Here is a 15,087-nt window from a genome sequence, read left to right as displayed (position 1 = left end):
TTGCGGAGGACGCGCCCGGACGCAAGCAGGATCACGTCAGTGTGACTATTTGACGGCGGATTCCGCCACTGCCTTAAACTTTGTGTCGAGTTCTTGGGCAATATCGCGCAATGGCTCTCCGCCTTCATAGACATAGGGGGCAAAGACAAAGCTGGGTGTTTTGTAGGACAGGGTGGCCGTACCGTCGTCGTTTTCGGTTACATAAAAGCGGACCGGTGCCTCGATCATGGCACTGACCGAGGTTTCCAGAACGCGCACGGCGTAGTCGTTGTTGAAGGCCCCAATCACCAGATTGCCGGGAATGATGATGCCGCGGGCCGCAGCGGCCTTGGTCGGACCGGCCTGTGTGACCACGATCAGCCCGTTTTCTTTTACGGCGGACTTTGTATCCGCAACCAGCTGTTCATAGGTTTTGTCAGTCGGATATACCGCCCAGCCTGACAGTGGTTCCTCGGCCCCAACGGGCAGGGCAAGAAGACAGAGCAAACCTAAAAGCGCGCGCATGATTGTGCCTCGTTTGATGTGGCCTTTCGAGTGATGCCAGAAATCCGGGTTCGGTGCACGCACATTCCTGTGCGCATTCGGGATTGCGCCAAGGGCCGGAAAGCCGCAGAAACATGCAAACGACCAAACACGAGGCCACACGTGGACCCGATACGCCTATTGATTTGCAGCAGCTGTGCGGGAAACCGCGACTCTGAGGCCGAGAAACAGGCTGTGGATACTGCGCTGACTCGGGCAGGTTTGAATGACCGGGTTGAGGTCACGGATCACGCCTGCTTCAGTGGCTGCGCGGAGCCGACGGCACTGGCGCTGCAAGCCCACGGGCGGGCGTCTTACGTGTTTTCGGGGGTTAATGTTGTTGCCGATGCCGAAGACATCGCGGCAACCTGCCAGACCTACTTGGACAGCCCCGCAGGTTGGATCGAAGACGCCCGACCCTGCGGGCGGCTTCGGATGTGTTTGCGCGCACGTATTCCGGCGCTTTAGTCGACCTGAACGGTCACTGCCGCGACGACTGGTACATTGTCGACTGTCAACGCACTGTGGCTGTTTGCGTTCAGCGACACGGAAACTTCGACTTCGCCTTTCGGCAGGTCTGGAATGTGGATCCAGTTACCGTAGAGACGGGCCAGTTTCTCGCCATTTATGTAAACATGCGCGTGGCCTTCGCCGTCTACGTCGTCAGTCGACGCGTTTTCCGGGGCAAACCGGAAATTCTGAGGCATGACGTGCAGGTTCCACCCGGCCATCGGGTCTTGGGTCAAAGCGATTGCGACGCTGGGGGCGTCCGCCCCGGAGGGCAAGTTTACCGTAGTCGAATGGTCATGTGCCATCGCTTCAGCATGCGCGCCGCCGTGATGGGACGGGTCGCCGTGATCGTGGCCGTCAAAAGTGACGCCATTGGCGGCCGCCAGCACAAAGCCAGCACCACCGCCGAACACCAGGCCGATCGCAAAAAGGGCAAGTGAGCGTGCCATTTTTCTTTCCTTGAGTGCAAAAAGAAACGCGCCGGGCGGAACCCGGCGCGTCATTATGTTGGAGGATTAAGCCGTCGCTTCGACGCGTTTGCCTTCGCTCTGCCAGAAATAGCCGGCAAAGGTGCCGACCAGAACCCAAGCAACCAGACCGATGCCAAAGGCGCGGGCGGCGAACAAAGCACCGATTTCCGTCGGGACGGGGCCGGTGAACACATCTGGTTCAGGAGCACCAATCAGATGTGGTGCCAGCAACAAAACCGCAGCGATCACATAGCTGATCAGGTTGCCGCCAAAGGCAATCAGCCACAGTGCAACAATCGCGGCACCCACAGTGGCAAACCACCAGACCTGACGAGCATAGACGTCGGCAGCGGCGACACCGGGCACTTCAGGCGCCAGGGTAAAGCCGGGCGCCAGGTGAAAGGCGATGAACCCCGCCAGACCCCACAGAACACCAGTACGGCCATCAATCGTGTGACCCTGGCCTTCGGCAACTGACATCAGCGCAACCATCAGCAGCGCATAGCCGGTATAGGTCAGCATGGTGAAGATAACGCTCAGCCCGTCACGGGTCAGTTCCGAGAACATGCCCGGCAGTTCGGGATGGGCCGAAACGGCCTCGGCCCCGAAATGGACCAGCTCACCGGATTCGTACAGTTCCGCGTGTAGCAATACAGGTTGCACAAAGACCAACTGCAGCAAGGCGGCTATCAGCCCCGCTGCAGCACCAGCGAACAACGCGCTGGTCAGTATACGACTGAACATGTTCTTAGTGGCAGGGGAAGCCGGTCGCGTGGCGCACGTCGTGGGCTGCATCGTGCAGCGCTGCAGCCTGTACGTGACCGGTCAGGGTAATGATGCCCAGACCCAGAACCACCGCGAACATGACCGGAAGGATACCAGCGCGCGAGGCGGATGCTGTTTGCGTTTGTGTTGCCATCTTTTATTCTCCTTTGCCGCCGCACCCGACGGCCGGTGTTTCAATTGTCGCCTGGCAGGTCTCCTGGCTTGCGGGTCGATGCCTCTGTTCGCCTTCCCCCTGAGAACAGGAGTGGCTGGTTGAACAGGGGCTCTCCGCTTACAGTCGCGGGGGCGGCTGTGGACTTGGCTGCCATGGCAGTCGCACCACATTCCCTCTTAGCATCCGGATGTCTCCGGCAGGACCAGACGCTTTTATTTAGCCGCTATGATGCCAACCGCGCAATCGTCATTTGCGACCTTTTAGGTCAGATCACGCGCTTTTTCAGCAAATAGATATCCATGATCCAGCCATGGTCGGCGCGTGCCCTGGCGCGGGTGTCCAAAATCTCCTGCGCCACATCGGTCAGAGCGCCTTTGATTAGGGTTTCCTCATTCATGCCGACATAGGCACCCCACCAAATGTCGTAATCGGCCATGTCCAAGGTTTGAAATGAACATTCACCATCCAGCATTACCGCAACTTTTGAGGCATTTGTAGGCCAACCCTCATCCCGGATGCGTCGTCCAGTCGTCACGACATAAGGCGCACCTAGATCATTGATTGGGATGGCATGAGCCGCTGTCAGCGCCTGCAGGGCGGTGATTCCTGGGATTACCCGTGTCTGCGGCCGAGGGTCTAATCGTGACGCGATTCGCAGTGAGCTGTCATAAAGCGACGGGTCGCCCCAGATCAGCAGCGCCACATGCTGCGCATTCGGATGAGCCGCAATTGCCTCGTGCCAGCGTAGGGCAATTGCATCATGCCATTCGTCGACGCCACGCAGATAACCATCGTCGGCCCGGCGTTTGGGAATATCGAAATAGGCGATCTGTGGCGGTGTGTCGGTCACAGCGGCGATGATCTCTTCGCGTAGCCCGGCCAGATCGGCCTTGTTCTCGCCTTTGCGGGGGATCAGGATCAGGTCTGCATCGCGAATAGCCTGCGCGCCCTGAAAGGTCACGTGATCCGGGTTGCCAGTACCAATTCCGATCAAAGTCAGGTCAAACATCGTCGAACTCTGCCAATGGGCCATACAAGATCAGGGCCGGAGCTGTGCCGATTTCAGATTCCAGCTTGTCCGACAGCACGCCAATGGTAGCGCGATGAAGGCTCTGGTCGGGGGTCGAAACGGACTCGGCCATCAGGGCTGGAGTGTTCAGTGGCAAGCCATGGTCGTGTAGAGCCTTAACCAATAGGGGAAAGGTCCGTTTACCCATGAACACCACCGTCGTCGCATCCGGATCGGCCAGTGCAGGCAGGTTCAGATCTTCGGGCAGTTTGCCACTGACGTCATGACCGGTGACAAACTGAACCCGCCGCGCGGTCAGACGTCGAGTCAGCGGTATCCCCGCCGCTGCAGCGGCTGCAACGGCCGACGGGATGCCGGGAATAATCTCATACTCGATCCCGGCGGCGCGCAGGGCGACAAGCTCTTCTTCCAACCGGCCGAACAACCCACCATCGCCGGATTTCAATCGCACCACGCGGGCACCGGTCTTGGCATAATCCACCAGCAGGCGGCTGACGTGATCTTGCTTGGGCGAAGGTCGCCCGGCGCGTTTGCCCACGCCCACCAAATCGGCGTCGTCGCGTGCATGGCTCAGGATAGGGCCGCTGCTAAGGTCGTCGAACAGTACCGCATCGGCTTTTTGCATCCGGTCGACTGCTTTCAGGGTCAAAAGCTCGGGGTCACCGGGGCCGGAACCGATGAAGGATACGAACCCGCTCATGCCGAGGCCTCAGCGATCAAGTGAAAGAAAGTACCGGTAACGTTGCCGCGTACCGATCCGGTCTGCGGACCCTCGGCCCCTTCGGCATCAAACACCCGCGCCAGATGTGCGTCGGGTTGTTCCATGATCGAGGAATAGTGGAACTCATGCCCCCGCAAAGCGGTATCGGCTGCAAAACCGGGCATCGGGGCCAGCAATTCCGCGCGTCGGTATCCCAAATTGAACTTGCGCTTTTCATACGAAGTCACGAGTCCCAACAAGCCAGCCATCTGATGCTGGACACCTTCTTTGTCGATCAATGCTTGACCCAGCGCCATGTAACCTCCGCACTCCCCATGTACGGGTTTGGTTTCGGCATGTTTGCGCAGGCCGGTCTGGAATGTGTCGGCAGCAGCCAACGTACCGGCATGCAGTTCGGGGTATCCGCCAGGCAGCCAAACCAGGTTGGCATCAGCGGCAGGTGCTTCGTTCGCAAGGGGGGAAAACGGCAATATCTCAGCCCCCGCAGCACGCCACCCTTCTAGCAAATGCGGGTAGGTGAAGGAAAACGCGGCGTCCCGGGCCAGTGCAATCCGTTGCGCCGGGGGGCGCGGCAGCGCGGCTGACGATGGCTCATTGGGGCCTGAGGAGGCCGCCACTTTAATAGCCTCAAGATCCACATGTTCGCGCAGAAACGCGGCGTAGCCGACAATTGCGCTTTCCAGATCGGGATGCTCGACCGCTTGAATCAATCCCAGATGGCGTTCCGGAAGGGTCAGATCTCCGCGTCGGGGTAAAACGCCCAGAACCGGCAAACCGGCGCGTTCCATGCCCAGACGGGTCAATCGTTCATGCCGGGGGCTGGCGCAGCGGTTCAGGATCACTCCGGCAAAGGGCAGGTCCGGGTTATACATCCGAAACCCCAGAGCCGTTGCGGCTGCCGATTGCGCCTGACCGCCTACATCCAGCACCAGCACCACGGGCCAGCCCATGCGCTGCGCGGTCTCGGCACTAGACCCATGCCCCAGCTCGCCCGGCTTGGCCACGCCATCGAACAACCCCATCGAGCCCTCGGCGACCACTATATCCGCACCCTCAGCTTGCGCCGAAATCGCGTTCAACAACGGATCACCCATCGCCCAGCTGTCCAGATTGAACGAGGCCCGCCCTGCGGCTGCCCGGTGAAAGGCAGGGTCGATGTAATCGGGGCCGCTTTTGAACGGTTGTACGGTTAGGCCATCTTCAGCCAAAGCCCGCAGCAGGCCCAACATTACTGTTGTCTTGCCTGTTCCCGACGACGGGGCCGAAATCAGAAGACCCGGAGGATTAGTCATCTCCATGACTCCAGCTTGACCACGGGCTATCGGCGCTTTGCGGGCGATAGCGACGATCATAATCTTTTGAATACAGGCAGCTTTCGTCGAACCCTTCGCCCGCCAGCGCCGGGCCAACCATGATCAACGCAGTACGCGCGATGCTGTCATCCAGCGCCTCTTTCAGGTTGTCCAGCGTGGCGCGGATGATCCGCTCATCCGGCCAGCTGGCCCGATACACCACGGCCACGGGACAGTCTGCGCCATACGCAGGGGTCAGGTCAGCAATCACTTTGTCCAGATTGCCGATCGAGAGATGAATGGCCAAAGTCGCCCCAGTGCGGGCAAAATTCTCAAGCGTCTCGCCTTCTGGCATTGACGATGCACGGCCCGGCGTCCGGGTCAGGACAACAGATTGCGCCAGACCGGGCAAGGTCAGTTCGGTGCCCAAGGCTGCGGCAGCGGCCGCAAAAGACGGCACGCCGGGGGTTACGCTGACCGGGATGCCCATTTCCTTCAGCCTTCGGATTTGTTCACCCATCGCCGACCAGACCGAAAGGTCGCCGGAATGCAGCCGCGCCACATCCTGACCAGCCTGATGCGCGGCCTCAATCTCGGCCATGATCTGGTCTAGGTCCATCGGCGCGGTGTTCACGATCTTTGCGCCCTCGGGGCAGTGACCGAGGATTTCCTCAGGCACCAGCGACCCGGCATAAAGACACACGGGGCATGACGCGATGATATCACGTCCACGCAGGGTCAGCAGGTCGGCAGCGCCCGGTCCGGCACCAATGAAATGAACGGTCATTTTTGTCCTCCAACGGCGACGGCGCAGGTGGCAAGCCGGTCGTCCGATATTTGTCTGGGTGAGATCAGCCGCGCACCAGAACCGGCGGCGGCAAGGGCGGATGCTTCGGCCACGCTGCCGGTGCCATAGGTGGCGCGGCTGCGGTTCGAGCAGGTGAGTGTGCGTTGCCCGACCAGATCGGCTGGGGCAACAAAATGCAGGGGCAAATCGATGACCGAGGCGAATTCGGCCAGTGCGGGATGGCCGTCTTTATCCGCCACCGTTGCCAGCGCGTCCACAGGCTGCCCGTTGCTGGCCCGATCAAATGCCGCGTGTAGGCTATCCAGCGTGGCCGTGGACGAAAACCCCAATCCCGCGACGATCATAGGGTGACGCTCCACTGCACCACAGGGTAGGCGGACTTCCAGCCGCGTCGGGGGCCAAGCGCCGAGGCCTGTGCCAGTTCAATGCGCAAAAGCTCTCCGCCAAGTTTACCCTGCCACTGCGCCAGCAAAGCTTCGCTTTCCAATGTCACAGCATTGGCGACTAGCCGGGTGCCTTTGGGCAGGGCGGCTTGCAGCCACTCCATCAATTCGGTGCTGAGACCACCGCCGACGAAAACCACGTCCGGCAAGGTTAGGCCACCAAGCGAGCCCGGAGCGGTGCCATGCACAACGTTCAGCCGGTCCTGCCCCAATGTATCAGCATTGCGGCGAATGCGCTCGGCGCGATCCGCGCGGGGTTCGATGGTTGTGGCCGTCAGGGTCGGGTCACACATCAGCCATTCGATGCTGATCGACCCCGTGCCGCCGCCGATATCCCACAAGTGTTCGCCTCGCTGCGGGGCCAGTGCCGACAAGGTCAGCGCCCGGACAGGGCGTTTGGTGATTTGGCCGTCGGTTTCGAAAATCTCATCCGGTTTGCCGGATGCCTTTGGAAAGGCACGGCCTTCGCCTGCTACCTCGAGCCCGACGCAGACCGGGTGATCGAACCCGCCCAGCAGAGCTTCTGTCAACGACACGCTGCGGGCCCGTTCGCGAGGGCCGCCCAAGGCTTCCATCACGTGCAGGCGGGTGTCAGCAAAGCCGGTTTCGGTCAGGTAGGTGGCCAGTTCCGCCACCGCCTTGCCGTCTCGCAATAACAGGATGGCGCGCACTCCGGGCGCCAGATCAGGCCGCAGCCGGGTTAGCGGGGCCGCGTGCAGACCAAATGTCAGCGTAGATTCCAGCGGCCAGCCCAGGCGCGCAGCCGCAAGGGAAAAGGTCGACTGACCGGGCAGGGCCGTCCATTCTCCGGCCTCGAAGTTACGCGCGATAACCGACCCGGCACCAAACCAAAAGGGATCGCCCGAGGCCAAAACCACAGTCGGTCGGCCCCGAAAGCCGGTCAGGATCGGCAAGCCATCGGCGAAAGGCACCGGCCACTCAACCCTCTGTGCGCCGGTTTCGGGGATAAGCGACAGGTGCCGCGGCGGGCCCATGACTATTTCGGCCCGTTCCAGTACTTGACGGCTTGCGGGCGGCAGGCCATCCAGTCCATCTTCGCCCAACCCCAGAACGGTCAGCCACGGAGCTTCATGCATGACACACCTCCTGATCCTTGGCGGTACGACCGAGGCCAACGGGTTGGCCAAGGCCGTGGCCGAACAGGGTATCTCGGCGACCTATTCCTATGCTGGACGGGTCGATAACCCTCGCTCCCAACCCTTGCTGGTTCGTGTCGGTGGTTTTGGCGGTGCAGACGGGCTGGCGCAGTACCTTCGCGATCACGCGGTTACCCACGTGGTAGACGCGACCCATCCCTTTGCCGCGCAAATGAGCCGGAACGCTATTGCAGCCTGCCGCGAAGCCAATGTGTCGCTGACCGCGCTGACTCGTCCGGCTTGGACGGCGCAGCAGGGTGACCTTTGGCAGCATGTCCCGGATATCGACGGCGCAGTGGGCGCTCTGTCTGGCCCGGCGCAGCGTGTCTTTCTGGCCGTGGGACGAATGCATCTTGAGAACTTCGCCGCCCAGCCCCAGCATCATTATCTGTTGCGGCTGGTGGATGAACCCGTGACCTTGCCGCTGCCGAATTGCGATGTGGTTGTCTCGCGCGGGCCGTTTTCCGAAGCGGATGACCGGGCGCTGATGCAGCGCCATGACATTGAATTGGTGGTGTCCAAGAACGCAGGCGGCACCGGAGCCCGTGCCAAGCTGGATGCCGCCCGGGCGCTGGGCGTGCCGGTGCTGATGATCGACCGTCCTGCCCTGCCGCAGCGGCATGAGCTGACAAGCGTGACGCAGGTTCTGGACTGGCTGGCTCATTCCGGTGTGAACCTCGGGGTATAGACGATCGGGTTGCTCTCCCGCTCGATTACACGAGTGAGGGATGAACCTACGATGACAACGGTCTGCATATCGGCCATGTCCGGTGTCGCCTCGGCCAGTGTCGAAATACGGATCGCCTCGTCCGCGCGAGAAACGGCGCGGGCGAACAGGATCAGGCGCTCGGGCTCGCATTCTTCGCGCAAAATTTCCAGCGTCTTTACAAAGCCTTCGGGTCGGGATTTTGAGCGAGGATTGTAAAACGCCATCGCGAAATCCCCTTGCGCGGCAAGGCGCAAACGTTTTTCGATCAATGACCACGGTTTCAGATTGTCGCTGAGGTTGATGGCGCAGAAATCATGCCCCAGAGGCGCGCCCGCGCGGGCCGACGCCGCCAGCATCGCGGTGATACCCGGCAGCACGTCGATGGGAATTTCGCGCCATTCGGTTGGACCGTTCTCCAGCGCTTCAAACACAGCAGCCGCCATGGCAAACACGCCTGGATCGCCCGAGGACACAACGACCACACGTTTACCTTCGGCAGCCATCCGAAGCGCGTGCTGCGACCGGTCGATCTCGACCCGGTTGTCACTGGCATGTAGCGTCAGGCCAGGGCGTTCGGCCACGCGTGCGACATATGGGATATAGCCGACGATATCCGTCGCTTCGGCTAATGCAGCGGCAACCTCGGGTGTTACCAGATCTTCCTTTCCGGGTCCGAGGCCCGCGATCTTGACCCAGCCGCTCATGGTCGTCGCCCCTGACCGTGCACGATGATGATAGAGAAATAGGGGGTGATGCCTTCGCAATTTTCGGAAAGTCTGCAAACGCGCTGGTTTGGCATCTGCGCAAATTCGACGATCCACGCGCGATCATAGAGCCCAGCGGTTTTCAGCGCCCGTTTCACCTTGTCGACATTGCGCCCGATCTTCATTACGACCAGAGCATCGGTTTGCGCCATGCGTTCCGCCAGCGTTTCCTCGGGCAGGGTACCTACCAAAACGGTCAGTACGTCATCGCCCCATGTGATCGGGTCACCGGTTGCTGTCCACGCTCCAGACATACCTGTGATGGCAGGTACAACTTCGACATTAGCTTCATCGCGCAAGCGGCTGTAAAGATGCATGAAAGATCCGTAGAAGAACGGATCACCTTCACACAGGACCACCACGTCTTCACCCTGTTCCGACAGTTTCTTCAGATGCGCGGCGCAGTCTTTATAGAAGGCCGATAGCAGCTCGTTATACCGCGGGTCGTTCAGCGGGATTTCGGTGGTGACGGGGTATTCCATCGGGAATTCAATCGCACCGTTGGGGATCATCCCATTGACGATCTTGCGCGCTTGACCGCTGCGGCCCGGCTTGCGGAAAAAGGCCACATGGCGCGCGTTGCGCAGCAGACGGTCGGCCCGGACACTCATCAGATCGGGATCGCCGGGGCCGAGGCCCACGCCGTATATCTTGCCCGCGCTCATTCCGCCCGGCTCGCGATGGCGTTGACGGCTGCGACGGTGATGGCGCTGCCACCCAGACGGCCTTTGACGATGCAGGACGGCACCGGCTGGGCTGCCCACAGGGCGTCCTTGGATTCGACCGCACCGACGAACCCCACGGGGCAGCCAATGATGGCGGCGGGGCGTGGGCAATCGGGGTCTTCCAGCATGTTCAGCAGGTGAAACAGAGCGGTCGGCGCGTTGCCGATAGCAACTACGGCACCTTCAAGATGCGGACGCCACAGCTCCAGCGCGGCAGCCGAGCGCGTGTTGTTCATCTCGGCGGCTAGTGGGCGCACACGCTCGTCATGCAAGGTGCAGATCACCTCGTTGTCGGCGGGCAGGCGGAACCGGGTCACACCTTCGCTGACCATGCGCGCGTCACACAGGATGGGCGCGCCGTCTTCCAGGGCCGTGCGGGCGGAGGTCACGAAATTGGGCGAGAAATGCACGAACTCTTCCAACCCGACCATCCCGGCGGCATGGATCATGCGGACGGCGACCTGTTCTTCGTCGGCGTCGAACCGGGCCAGATCGGCCTCGGACCGGATGGTGGCGAAGCTTTCCTTATAGATCGCCGCGCCATTGGTTTCATATTCATAGGGCATCAGGTCAGGTCCATGGTCATAAGTGTTTCGGGGGTCAGCCCGCGCTGGCAGGGCTCATCCCCTGCGCGGCCTTGTTTGACAAGGTCAAATCGTCCATCGCGACCAACCAAAGTGACATCAGCGCTCCCCATTCGGGCGCATCCCTTTGAGCAGCCCGAGACATGCAGGCTGCCTTCGACGCGTGGAGCCAGCGTACGGGCAACTGCACGGGTTTCTACCTGCGCCTGCGGGCAGAACGGGGCGCCGGGGCAGGCGTCGGTTGTCATCAGCGGATCGGTGCCATCTGTGACAAAGGCCGGGGCCGGGATCGCCGCCCCGCCTTCCAGCAGGAACAACCGCCATGGGGTCACCCGCAGGGCGGATGCGCCCGTGTCTTCAATCAAGCTGAACAGACGCCGTGCGGGCAGTTGACCGAACGCTGCGCCATAGAGCGCGCCTAATTCACAAGCGCCGGGTTGCAGTGGAGTACCGTCCGCGCCAGGCAGGCTGCCTTGCCAGTCCTGTGGCAGGCTTTGGGCTGCAACCACACGTGCCATACGGCGATTGTCAGAGGTTTGGTTTTCGGCAAACCATTCGGCCAGTGCGATAAGTCGGTTGATGGCTTCGGCCTCGGACACGGCACGCCCGGTCCCGCAACCATCAGCGCGCAGGATCAAGCCGTCCGGGCCGTTCTCCAGCCGGATATCCGCCGAATCCGAGGCCAAAAGACGGGAAGGGCCTGTGTCGATGGCGAAACCGAATTTCGCCGGAAGGGCAGGCAGGTCGGCCAGATGATGGATCAAAGATTGTGCCAGCCGTGCCGTCAGATCACCCGTTTCATAAAGCGGTGAGACCAGAATATTGCGCCGCACTTCAATGCCGGGCTCTGCGTCCAAAAGGTCCAGCGCGGAGAGTTCGGTAAGCAGCCTTTGATGATCGGCCTCATTCACGCCACGCAACTGCAGATTGGCACGGTTGGTCAGATCGATGGTGCCATTGCCGAAACGCTCGGCCAGCTCACACAGCCCTAAAGCCTGCGTTGCATTCAGCCGCGCCAGTCGAGGGCGTACTCGCACCACCAGCCCGTCGCCCGACATCATCGGACGATGCGCGCCGGGGCACCAGCCCTGAACAACAGGTTTAGAAGCGGGGGCGCTCATCCCAACCCCTCCAGATCAGCGCGGATCGAGTTCCGGCGCGTGTCCCACAGCCCGGCCTCAAGCAACGCGCGGAACCGGTCCTGCATGGCTTGATGGGCTTGCGGGTTGGCGTCTTGCAGAAAGGCATCAACCTCGACGTCGCCCAGCGTGGCGTCGTGGTACAGATCGAACAGATGCGGCGCGACCGTCCCAGACAGGTGGGCAAAAGATGCCATATGATCCAGCGTCGCTGCGATCTCGGCTGCCCCGCGGAACCCGTGGCGCTGCATCCCTGCAATCCAACCGGGATTGGCAGCGCGGGCATGAACAACGCGGCTGATTTCCTCGGGCAGGGTGCGGGCGCGGGGATTGTCGGGGTTGGTATTATCCAGATGGTACAGTTGCGCGCTGCCGCCGGTGATCTTCTTAGCAGCGGCAAACCCGGCCTCATGCGTGGCATAATCGTTGGCCAGCAGCAGGTCGGTCTCAGTCAGATCCTGCAGGTGGACAAAACTATCGGCATTGGCGACACGTGCGGTGATGCCGGTGACATCATGCACGATATGGTCGCCCTCTAACGCAAAAGAACTTGCCTGGAGCCATGCTTCGCCCGCCTGTGTTCTGGCTTCACCCGTATATATTTCAGACAGTTGCGTCATGTTCACGCCATAGCTGCCCGGGGCCGGCCCAAAGACCCGTGCTGTAGGCGTTTGCCCGGCATAAGGGTTCCAATCCGGAGCTTCTTCACGATCTGACAGGGCACGGATGGCCTGACCAAACAGTGCCGAAAGCGTCGGGAACACGTCCCGGAACAGGCCCGATACGCGCAGGGTCACATCAAGGCGCGGGCGGCTGAGATCGGTGATCGGTAGCACTTCGATGCCCGACACTCGTTCAGACCCTTTGTCCCAAACGGGCTTCACACCCAGTAGATGCAGCGCCATGGCGAATTCCTCGCCCGCTGTGCGCATGGTGGCCGAGCCCCACAGGTCGACGATCAGCCCCTTCGGGTAGTCGCCTTCCTCTTGCAGATGGCGCCGCACCAGTTCTTCGGCTAGTTTCACGCCTTGCGTATAAGCAGCGCGAGTTGGCACCGAACGCGGATCAGTGGTGTAGAGGTTCCGCCCCGTCGGTAGCACATCCGACCGACCCCGATAGGGTGAGCCAGACGGCCCGGCCTCGATCCGTTTTACTGCCAACGCATCAATCAGGGCGCTGCGCTCGGCGTGGGCGGAAGGGGCGGGGTCGAAATTGCCAGTGAATTCGGGCACGCGACCAAAGATATGCAGCCCGTCGCCGAACTGGCTTTCCTTGATGTCGCAGACAAAACGGTCGATGCGGGTGATCGCTTCGGCGGTGCAGGTGGCCTGATCCAGACCCAGATCGCTTTCCAACCCAATGGCCTGAGCTTCATCCCGGATGTCTTCCTGCAGACGGTCGCGGCGCTTGGGGTCCAGCCCGTCGGCGTTCGAGAACTCATCCAGCAAGGATTCCAACCGTACCATCCGGTCCGGCGTGCCGCTTTCCTTCATCGGGGGCGGGATGTGGCCCAGTGTGATGGCTCCGATCCGCCGTTTGGCCTGCGCGGCCTCGCCGGGGTCGTTGACGATGAAGGGGTAGATGACCGGCAGATCGCCGATCAACGCCTCGGGCCAGCAGTTCGCCGACAGGGCGACGGATTTGCCGGGCAACCATTCCAGCGTGCCATGCGCCCCTATATGGATCAGCGCATCGGCACCCAACCCTTTGCGCAGCCACAGATAGAAGGCCACATAGCCGTGGCGCGGGGTGCGCGAGAGGTCGTGGTAATCTTCATCGCGCAGCTCGGGCGTGCCACGTTCGGGTTGCAACGCGACCAGTGCCTTACCGCGTCGCAGAGCGGTGAAGTGGAAGGCTCCATCCTTGAAGGTCGGGTCATCCTCGGCCCGTCCCCAAACTGTATTGAGGTCAGTGCGCAGTTGTTCAGGCAAGTCTGCGAGCGCCGTCTGGTAGTCTTGTTGCGGCCACGAAATTCGCGCGTTCATCAATGTGTCGGCAATGGGCTCAGCGGGAGCGGTGTCATAGCCTTCGCCATGCATATCGGACAGCATCGCCTCGGCTGAGGCCAGCGCGTCCAAACCCACCGCATGGGCCATCTGCCAGTCCTTGCCTGGATAGGTGGATAGCACCAGCGCCGGGATCTGATCGGCCTTGGTCTTGTTATGCAGCGCCAGCCATCCAGTCACCCGGTCGATTATGGCCTCGATACGTTCGGGCTCGGCCCGATGGGCAAAGCGGGAATATTCCAGATGCGGATCGCGCTTGCCCGGTTCCTTGAACGAGGCAATGCCTGCTGAGATACGCCCGTCCACCTCAGGCAGCACCACATGCATGGCGAGGTCGGCGGGGGACAGTCCGCGTTCCGCCTCGGCCCAAGCCTTTCGGCGCGACGTGGCGAGTGCAATCTGGAATACGGGCACATTCGCCGCATCCAATGGGGACGTCCCAGACGCGCCTTTGCCTGAAAAAGAGGTGGCGTTGATGATCGCCGATGGGGTCAGAGCAACGACCTGTTCGCGCAGCCAATCGGCGGCTGCGGGCGCTTTCAGGGATGGCGCAAATAATCCAACCGCATCGAACCCTCGCGCGCGCAAGCTTCTGATCAGTGCTGCGACCGGGGCGGTGTCAGCCGAGGTCAGGTAAGCGCGGTAAAACGTGACGATGATGCGTTTCGCGTCGCCTGAGAACGCGGTATCTGCCGCGATCACGCCGCGATCCGGGCACCAAGCACCACATTCCGGCAGGGTCTTGGCTCCCATCACCGGCCCGGCATAAAGCCCCGCCGCCAGCGCCATCTGCGCCAATGCGGCCTGCGCCGCGACTTCTCCGCCAGTATCACACAGATGCGCCAGTCGCCGCAGTGTGGACACGGGCAAGGTGGAATAGTCGTCCAGCCGCGTATCCTCGCGCCCATCGGCGGGTAATACGGCTAGCGCGATGCCCTTGGCCTGTGCCAACGACAAAACCTGCTGCAGACCGTAGGACCAGTAGGGTACGCCGCCAATGAGACGGATCAGAATGCCTTTCGCGCCCTCGAGTGTCTGCTCGACATAGGTGTCGACGGACAGAGGGTGTTTTAGCGCCGTCAGGTTGGCCAGCCGCATCGTGGGCATTCGTCCGTCAGCGCCGCCGCCGCGATGCCAGCCTGCAGCGAAAGCGCCAAGGTCGCTGTCCGAAAAGGACAGCACCACCAGATCCGCCGGGCTCTGGCCCAGGTCGGTCGGGGTCTCTGTTTCCTCTAACCCGTGGCTTTCGCGGAAGACGACGTGCATG

At 61.5% G+C, this 15,087-nt stretch carries 17 protein-coding genes and 1 riboswitch; of the genes, 2 read left to right on the top strand and 15 right to left on the bottom strand.

Going from position 1 to position 15,087, the window contains the following annotated elements:
* Positions 1-45: 45 nt before the first annotated feature.
* Positions 46-504, bottom strand: a complete 459-nt coding sequence (locus tag ACR0DT_RS22050; RefSeq protein WP_480712827.1) for a DUF302 domain-containing protein — start codon at positions 502-504, stop codon at positions 46-48.
* 141 nt (positions 505-645) lie between these two features.
* Here ACR0DT_RS22050 and ACR0DT_RS22045 point away from each other — a divergent pair, with 141 nt between their 5' ends.
* Positions 646-990: a DUF1636 family protein gene (locus ACR0DT_RS22045; protein ID WP_480712826.1), complete on the top strand. Its 345-nt coding sequence runs from the start codon at positions 646-648 to the stop codon at positions 988-990.
* Here the strand turns inward: ACR0DT_RS22045 and ACR0DT_RS22040 are convergent.
* The 9 genes from ACR0DT_RS22040 to cbiE all read right to left on the bottom strand — a co-directional run bounded on the left by ACR0DT_RS22040 (position 987) and on the right by cbiE (position 7,833).
* Positions 987-1,481 (bottom strand): hypothetical protein, encoded by a 495-nt coding sequence (locus ACR0DT_RS22040; RefSeq protein ID WP_480712825.1) that lies wholly within the window; start codon positions 1,479-1,481, stop codon positions 987-989. The two genes, ACR0DT_RS22045 and ACR0DT_RS22040, sit on opposite strands and share 4 nt — an antisense overlap.
* A 66-nt stretch (positions 1,482-1,547) precedes the next feature.
* Positions 1,548-2,246: a CbtA family protein gene (locus ACR0DT_RS22035; protein WP_480712824.1), complete on the bottom strand. Its 699-nt coding sequence runs from the start codon at positions 2,244-2,246 to the stop codon at positions 1,548-1,550.
* Between the two features lie 4 nt (positions 2,247-2,250).
* Positions 2,251-2,421, bottom strand: coding sequence for a CbtB domain-containing protein (locus tag ACR0DT_RS22030; RefSeq protein ID WP_170349258.1), 171 nt, complete (start codon positions 2,419-2,421; stop codon positions 2,251-2,253).
* A 36-nt stretch (positions 2,422-2,457) separates the two neighbouring features.
* Positions 2,458-2,664, bottom strand: a riboswitch (cobalamin riboswitch).
* A 43-nt stretch (positions 2,665-2,707) separates the two neighbouring features.
* A complete protein-coding gene (cobF, locus tag ACR0DT_RS22025) occupies positions 2,708-3,451 on the bottom strand; it encodes a precorrin-6A synthase (deacetylating) (RefSeq protein WP_480712823.1) in 744 nt (247 codons plus the stop codon).
* The gene (gene cobA, locus ACR0DT_RS22020) at positions 3,444-4,172 is read right to left on the bottom strand and encodes a uroporphyrinogen-III C-methyltransferase (protein WP_480712822.1); all 729 of its coding nucleotides are present in this window, start codon (positions 4,170-4,172) and stop codon (positions 3,444-3,446) included. The genes cobF and cobA overlap by 8 nt, the downstream gene beginning before the upstream one ends.
* Complete coding sequence (locus tag ACR0DT_RS22015; protein WP_480712821.1) at positions 4,169-5,491, bottom strand: cobyrinic acid a,c-diamide synthase CobB; 1,323 nt, start codon at positions 5,489-5,491, stop codon at positions 4,169-4,171. The genes cobA and ACR0DT_RS22015 overlap by 4 nt, the downstream gene beginning before the upstream one ends.
* Positions 5,478-6,272, bottom strand: a complete 795-nt coding sequence (cobM, locus tag ACR0DT_RS22010) for a precorrin-4 C(11)-methyltransferase (RefSeq protein WP_480712820.1) — start codon at positions 6,270-6,272, stop codon at positions 5,478-5,480. The genes ACR0DT_RS22015 and cobM overlap by 14 nt, the downstream gene beginning before the upstream one ends.
* Entirely contained in the window at positions 6,269-6,637 is a 369-nt protein-coding gene (locus tag ACR0DT_RS22005) for a cobalamin biosynthesis protein (RefSeq protein ID WP_480712819.1), read from the bottom strand. The genes cobM and ACR0DT_RS22005 overlap by 4 nt, the downstream gene beginning before the upstream one ends.
* Positions 6,634-7,833 carry a precorrin-6y C5,15-methyltransferase (decarboxylating) subunit CbiE gene (gene cbiE / locus ACR0DT_RS22000; RefSeq protein WP_480712818.1) on the bottom strand — a complete coding sequence of 400 codons (1,200 nt, stop codon included), beginning with the start codon at positions 7,831-7,833 and terminating at the stop codon, positions 6,634-6,636. Before cbiE ends, ACR0DT_RS22005 begins: the two co-directional genes overlap by 4 nt.
* Here cbiE and ACR0DT_RS21995 point away from each other — a divergent pair.
* Positions 7,832-8,581 (top strand): cobalt-precorrin-6A reductase, encoded by a 750-nt coding sequence (locus ACR0DT_RS21995; RefSeq protein ID WP_480712817.1) that lies wholly within the window; start codon positions 7,832-7,834, stop codon positions 8,579-8,581. The two genes, cbiE and ACR0DT_RS21995, sit on opposite strands and share 2 nt — an antisense overlap.
* Here the strand turns inward: ACR0DT_RS21995 and cobJ are convergent.
* Genes cobJ through cobN form a run of 5 tightly spaced genes read right to left on the bottom strand, consistent with a single transcriptional unit; the run spans position 8,554 to position 15,086 of the window.
* Positions 8,554-9,306, bottom strand: coding sequence for a precorrin-3B C(17)-methyltransferase (gene cobJ / locus ACR0DT_RS21990; protein ID WP_480712816.1), 753 nt, complete (start codon positions 9,304-9,306; stop codon positions 8,554-8,556). The genes ACR0DT_RS21995 and cobJ overlap by 28 nt on opposite strands.
* The gene (locus ACR0DT_RS21985) at positions 9,303-10,031 is read right to left on the bottom strand and encodes a precorrin-2 C(20)-methyltransferase (RefSeq protein ID WP_480712815.1); all 729 of its coding nucleotides are present in this window, start codon (positions 10,029-10,031) and stop codon (positions 9,303-9,305) included. Before ACR0DT_RS21985 ends, cobJ begins: the two co-directional genes overlap by 4 nt.
* Complete coding sequence (locus ACR0DT_RS21980; RefSeq protein ID WP_480712814.1) at positions 10,028-10,657, bottom strand: precorrin-8X methylmutase; 630 nt, start codon at positions 10,655-10,657, stop codon at positions 10,028-10,030. The genes ACR0DT_RS21985 and ACR0DT_RS21980 overlap by 4 nt, the downstream gene beginning before the upstream one ends.
* Entirely contained in the window at positions 10,657-11,796 is a 1,140-nt protein-coding gene (cobG, locus tag ACR0DT_RS21975; protein WP_480712813.1) for a precorrin-3B synthase, read from the bottom strand. The genes ACR0DT_RS21980 and cobG overlap by 1 nt, the downstream gene beginning before the upstream one ends.
* On the bottom strand, positions 11,793-15,086 hold the full coding sequence (gene cobN, locus ACR0DT_RS21970; RefSeq protein WP_480712812.1) for a cobaltochelatase subunit CobN: 3,294 nt from the start codon (positions 15,084-15,086) through the stop codon (positions 11,793-11,795). Before cobN ends, cobG begins: the two co-directional genes overlap by 4 nt.
* Position 15,087 lies beyond the last annotated feature (1 nt).

The organism is Ruegeria sp. BI11 (assembly GCF_056538005.1).
This window is presented reverse-complemented; position numbering and strand designations above follow the sequence as displayed.

What these genes read in the sequence shown, in the direction of transcription:
- cbiE (WP_480712818.1), bottom strand. Translation starts at nt 7,833, where the DNA reads ATGCATGAAGCTCCGTGGCTGACCGTTCTGGGGTTGGGCGAAGATGGA.
- ACR0DT_RS21995 (WP_480712817.1), top strand. Translation starts at nt 7,832, where the DNA reads ATGACACACCTCCTGATCCTTGGCGGTACGACCGAGGCCAACGGGTTG.
- cobG (WP_480712813.1), bottom strand. Translation starts at nt 11,796, where the DNA reads ATGAGCGCCCCCGCTTCTAAACCTGTTGTTCAGGGCTGGTGCCCCGGC.
- ACR0DT_RS21980 (WP_480712814.1), bottom strand. Translation starts at nt 10,657, where the DNA reads ATGCCCTATGAATATGAAACCAATGGCGCGGCGATCTATAAGGAAAGC.
- cobN (WP_480712812.1), bottom strand. Translation starts at nt 15,086, where the DNA reads ATGCACGTCGTCTTCCGCGAAAGCCACGGGTTAGAGGAAACAGAGACC.
- ACR0DT_RS22030 (WP_170349258.1), bottom strand. Translation starts at nt 2,421, where the DNA reads ATGGCAACACAAACGCAAACAGCATCCGCCTCGCGCGCTGGTATCCTT.
- cobA (WP_480712822.1), bottom strand. Translation starts at nt 4,172, where the DNA reads ATGAGCGGGTTCGTATCCTTCATCGGTTCCGGCCCCGGTGACCCCGAG.
- ACR0DT_RS21985 (WP_480712815.1), bottom strand. Translation starts at nt 10,031, where the DNA reads ATGAGCGCGGGCAAGATATACGGCGTGGGCCTCGGCCCCGGCGATCCC.
- cobJ (WP_480712816.1), bottom strand. Translation starts at nt 9,306, where the DNA reads ATGAGCGGCTGGGTCAAGATCGCGGGCCTCGGACCCGGAAAGGAAGAT.
- ACR0DT_RS22035 (WP_480712824.1), bottom strand. Translation starts at nt 2,246, where the DNA reads ATGTTCAGTCGTATACTGACCAGCGCGTTGTTCGCTGGTGCTGCAGCG.
- ACR0DT_RS22015 (WP_480712821.1), bottom strand. Translation starts at nt 5,491, where the DNA reads ATGGAGATGACTAATCCTCCGGGTCTTCTGATTTCGGCCCCGTCGTCG.
- cobM (WP_480712820.1), bottom strand. Translation starts at nt 6,272, where the DNA reads ATGACCGTTCATTTCATTGGTGCCGGACCGGGCGCTGCCGACCTGCTG.
- ACR0DT_RS22050 (WP_480712827.1), bottom strand. Translation starts at nt 504, where the DNA reads ATGCGCGCGCTTTTAGGTTTGCTCTGTCTTCTTGCCCTGCCCGTTGGG.
- ACR0DT_RS22005 (WP_480712819.1), bottom strand. Translation starts at nt 6,637, where the DNA reads ATGATCGTCGCGGGATTGGGGTTTTCGTCCACGGCCACGCTGGATAGC.
- cobF (WP_480712823.1), bottom strand. Translation starts at nt 3,451, where the DNA reads ATGTTTGACCTGACTTTGATCGGAATTGGTACTGGCAACCCGGATCAC.
- ACR0DT_RS22040 (WP_480712825.1), bottom strand. Translation starts at nt 1,481, where the DNA reads ATGGCACGCTCACTTGCCCTTTTTGCGATCGGCCTGGTGTTCGGCGGT.